Raw genomic sequence first — 4,104 nt, forward strand, 5'->3', positions numbered from 1 at the left:
TTCGAGAAGTGACGTGGGAGATGAAAATCGATTGAACCACTTACAAGGAGAATAGAAAATGGCTAAAAAAAGCAAACAACTTCGTGCTGCTCTTGAGAAGATCGACAGCACAAAAGCATACAGCGTAGAAGAAGCTGTAGCTCTTGCAAAAGAAACTAACTTCGCAAAATTTGATGCAACTGTAGAAGTTGCTTATAACTTGAACATCGACGTTAAAAAAGCTGACCAACAAATCCGTGGAGCAATGGTATTGCCAAACGGTACTGGTAAAACAGCTCGCGTTCTTGTATTTGCACGTGGTGCAAAAGCTGAAGAAGCTAAAGCTGCTGGTGCAGACTTCGTTGGTGAAGACGACCTTGTTGCTAAAATCAACGACGGTTGGTTGGACTTCGACGTAGTTATCGCTACACCTGATATGATGGCTCTTGTTGGACGTCTTGGACGTGTCCTTGGACCACGTAACTTGATGCCAAACCCTAAAACTGGTACTGTAACAATGGATGTTGCTAAAGCAGTTGAAGAGTCTAAAGGTGGTAAAATCACTTACCGTGCAGACCGTGCAGGTATCGTACAAGCTATCATCGGTAAAGTTTCATTTGAAGCTGACAAGTTGGTTGAAAACTTCAAAGCATTCAACGAAACAATCCAAAAAGCTAAACCAGCTACTGCTAAAGGAACTTACGTAACAAGCTTGACAATCACAACTACTCAAGGTGTTGGTATCAAGGTTGACGTTAACTCACTTTAATTAGTAATAATTTAACATGAAAGGTTGAAGACAAGTTTGTCTCAACCTTTTTTCTATTAAAAAAATAAAAATACGTATAAACTTTCTAATCTATTTGATATTGTAAAGTATCTAGATAGAAAATTCAGAAAATTTGCTCTTTTCCCTTGAAAATTTTTGAAAAAATGGTATCATAGTAACAAGCTATTTTTAAGAGAAGAGAAAGGGGAACGATGGAGAAAATCATTTTAGACTCACCTAAGTCGGGATCGGATCTTGTTTTGGAAACACTTCGTGACTTAGGAATCGATACGATTTTTGGTTATCCTGGTGGAGCGGTACTTCCTTTATATGATGCTATTTATAATTTTAAGGGAATCCGCCATATTCTAGGTCGCCATGAGCAGGGCTGTCTTCACGAAGCTGAAGGTTATGCTAAGTCAACAGGAAAACTGGGTGTAGCAGTCGTCACAAGCGGACCAGGAGCTACAAATGCCATTACAGGGATCGCAGATGCTATGAGCGATAGTGTTCCCCTTTTAGTCTTTACTGGCCAAGTGGCACGTGCTGGAATTGGGAAAGATGCTTTTCAAGAAGCTGATATCGTTGGTATCACCATGCCAATCACTAAGTATAATTATCAGGTTCGAGAAACTGCAGATATTCCACGTATTATTACAGAGGCGGTACATATTGCGACCACAGGTCGTCCAGGGCCAGTCGTCATTGATCTTCCAAAAGATGTTTCTGCGCTTGAGACAGACTTCGTTTACTCTCCAGAGATAGATTTACCAAGTTATCAGCCAACACTTGAGCCAAATGATATGCAAATCAAGAAAATCTTGAAGCAATTGTCTAAGGCTAAAAAGCCAGTCTTGCTAGCTGGTGGTGGGATTAGTTACGCTGAGGCTGCAGCAGAGTTAAATGAATTTGCAGAGCGTTATCAAATTCCTGTTGTTACCAGTCTTTTGGGACAGGGAACAATCGCAACTAGCCATCCACTGTTTTTGGGAATGGGTGGAATGCACGGTTCCTTTGCAGCCAATATTGCCATGACTGAGGCTGACTTTATGATTTCTATTGGTTGTCGTTTTGATGACCGTTTGACTGGAAATCCTAAGACCTTTGCTAAGAATGCAAAAGTAGCGCATATTGATATCGATCCTGCAGAGATTGGTAAGATTATCGCAGTTGATATTCCGGTTGTTGGAGATGCGAAAAAGGCCTTGCAACAATTGCTTGCAGAACCAATTGTTCGTAACAATACTGAAAAATGGATTGAAAAAGTTACCAAAGATAAGAACCGTGTTCGATCTTATGATAAGAAAGAACGTGTGGTTCAACCTCAAGCAGTTATTGAACGTATTGGTGAGTTGACCAAGGGTGATGCCATTGTCGTAACAGATGTTGGACAACACCAAATGTGGACGGCTCAATACTATCCTTACCAAAACGAGCGTCAATTGGTAACATCAGGTGGTCTAGGAACCATGGGATTCGGAGTCCCAGCAGCTATTGGTGCTAAGATTGCTAATCCAGATAAAGAAGTTGTTCTCTTTGTCGGAGATGGCGGTTTCCAGATGACCAATCAGGAATTGGCAATCTTAAATATTTACAAGATTCCAATCAAGGTCATCATGCTTAATAACCATTCACTCGGGATGGTTCGCCAGTGGCAAGAAGCCTTCTATGATGGTCGAACTTCAGAGTCGGTCTTTGATAGCCTTCCAGATTTCCAATTGATGGCTCAAGCCTATGGAATTAAGAATTATAAGTTTGATAATCCTGAAACTCTTGAGAAGGATTTGGAAGTCATCATGGAAGATGAACCAATGTTTATTGAAGTAGACATTTCTCGGAAAGAACATGTTTTACCGATGGTCCCAGCTGGTAAGAGTAATCATGAGATGTTGGGGGTGAAGTTTAATGCGTAGAATGTTAACAGCCAAACTTCAAAACCGTTCAGGTGTTCTCAATCGCTTCACAGGAGTTTTATCGAGACGTCAAGTCAATATCGAAAGCATTTCTGTTGGCGCAACGGAAAATCCTAACGTATCACGAATTACCATTATCATCGATGTTGCCTCACATGATGAGGTGGAGCAAATCATCAAACAACTTAATCGTCAGATTGATGTAATTCGTATTCGTGATATTACGGATCAGCCCCACTTAGAACGAGAAGTAATTCTTATAAAGGTTTCAGCGCCTGCTGAAAAACGTGCAGAAATTTTGGCTATTATCCAACCTTTCCGTGCAACAGTAGTCGATGTAGCTCCAAGTTCCATTACCATTCAGATGACTGGGAATGCAGAAAAGAGTGAAGCTTTGATTCGAGTCATTCGACCTTACGGTATTAAGAATATCGCTCGTACGGGTGCAACTGGATTTACCCGCGACTAATACTCTTCGTAAATCTCTTCAAACTACGTTAGCGTCGCTTTGCCGTAGGTATATGTTACTGACTTCGTCAGTCTTATTTACAACCTCAAAGCAGTGCTTTGAGCAACCTACAGCTAGCTTCCTAGTTTGCTCTTTGATTTTCATTGAGTAAAAGAATCCAACTTAAATTTGTTAAACTAGCCTAACAGGCAATAAAAATAGAAAAGAGAGAAAAAACTATGGCAGTTCAAATGGAATACGAAAAAGATGTAAAAGTAGCAGCACTTGACGGTAAAAAAATCGCCGTTATTGGTTATGGTTCACAAGGACATGCGCACGCTCAAAACTTGCGTGATTCAGGTCGCGATGTGATCATCGGTGTACGTCCAGGTAAGTCTTTTGATAAAGCAAAAGAAGATGGTTTTGACACTTACACAGTAGCAGAAGCAACTAAATTGGCTGATGTTATCATGATCTTGGCACCAGATGAAATCCAACAAGAATTGTACGAAGCAGAAATTGCTCCAAACTTGGAAGCTGGGAATGCTGTTGGATTTGCACATGGTTTCAACATTCACTTCGAATTCATCAAAGTTCCTGCAGATGTTGATGTCTTTATGTGTGCTCCTAAAGGACCAGGACACTTGGTACGTCGTACTTACGAAGAAGGATTTGGTGTTCCAGCACTTTACGCTGTCTACCAAGATGCAACAGGAAATGCTAAAAACATCGCTATGGACTGGTGTAAAGGTGTTGGTGCAGCGCGTGTAGGTCTTCTTGAAACAACATACAAAGAAGAAACTGAAGAAGATTTGTTTGGTGAACAAGCAGTTCTTTGTGGTGGTTTGACTGCTCTTATCGAAGCTGGTTTTGAAGTCTTGACTGAAGCTGGTTATGCTCCAGAATTGGCTTACTTTGAAGTTCTTCACGAAATGAAATTGATCGTTGACTTGATCTATGAAGGTGGATTCAAGAAAATGCGTCAATCAATTTCA

At 40.7% G+C, this 4,104-nt stretch carries 4 protein-coding genes; all 4 read left to right on the forward strand.

All coding sequences use genetic code 11. The features are described 5' to 3' along the window. The first annotated feature begins 58 nt into the window (after window positions 1-58). A complete protein-coding gene (rplA, locus tag E7C97_RS09035; protein ID WP_001085672.1) occupies window positions 59-748 on the forward strand; it encodes a 50S ribosomal protein L1 in 690 nt (229 codons plus the stop codon). A gap of 212 nt (window positions 749-960) precedes the next feature. Beyond that, window positions 961-2,661, forward strand: coding sequence for an acetolactate synthase large subunit (locus E7C97_RS09040; protein ID WP_316108994.1), 1,701 nt, complete (start codon window positions 961-963; stop codon window positions 2,659-2,661). After that, a complete protein-coding gene (gene ilvN / locus E7C97_RS09045; protein ID WP_001253809.1) occupies window positions 2,654-3,130 on the forward strand; it encodes an acetolactate synthase small subunit in 477 nt (158 codons plus the stop codon). The genes E7C97_RS09040 and ilvN overlap by 8 nt, the downstream gene beginning before the upstream one ends. A gap of 218 nt (window positions 3,131-3,348) precedes the next feature. Beyond that, on the forward strand, window positions 3,349-4,104 hold a 756-nt coding region (ilvC, locus tag E7C97_RS09050; RefSeq protein ID WP_316108998.1), incomplete at its 3' end, for a ketol-acid reductoisomerase.

Source organism: Streptococcus sp., assembly GCF_032481935.1.
Lineage (GTDB): Bacteria > Bacillota > Bacilli > Lactobacillales > Streptococcaceae > Streptococcus.

Coding starts and splice junctions, on each gene's coding strand:
- rplA (WP_001085672.1), top strand. CDS start 59: ATGGCTAAAAAAAGCAAACAACTTCGTGCTGCTCTTGAGAAGATCGAC.
- E7C97_RS09040 (WP_316108994.1), top strand. CDS start 961: ATGGAGAAAATCATTTTAGACTCACCTAAGTCGGGATCGGATCTTGTT.
- ilvN (WP_001253809.1), top strand. CDS start 2,654: ATGCGTAGAATGTTAACAGCCAAACTTCAAAACCGTTCAGGTGTTCTC.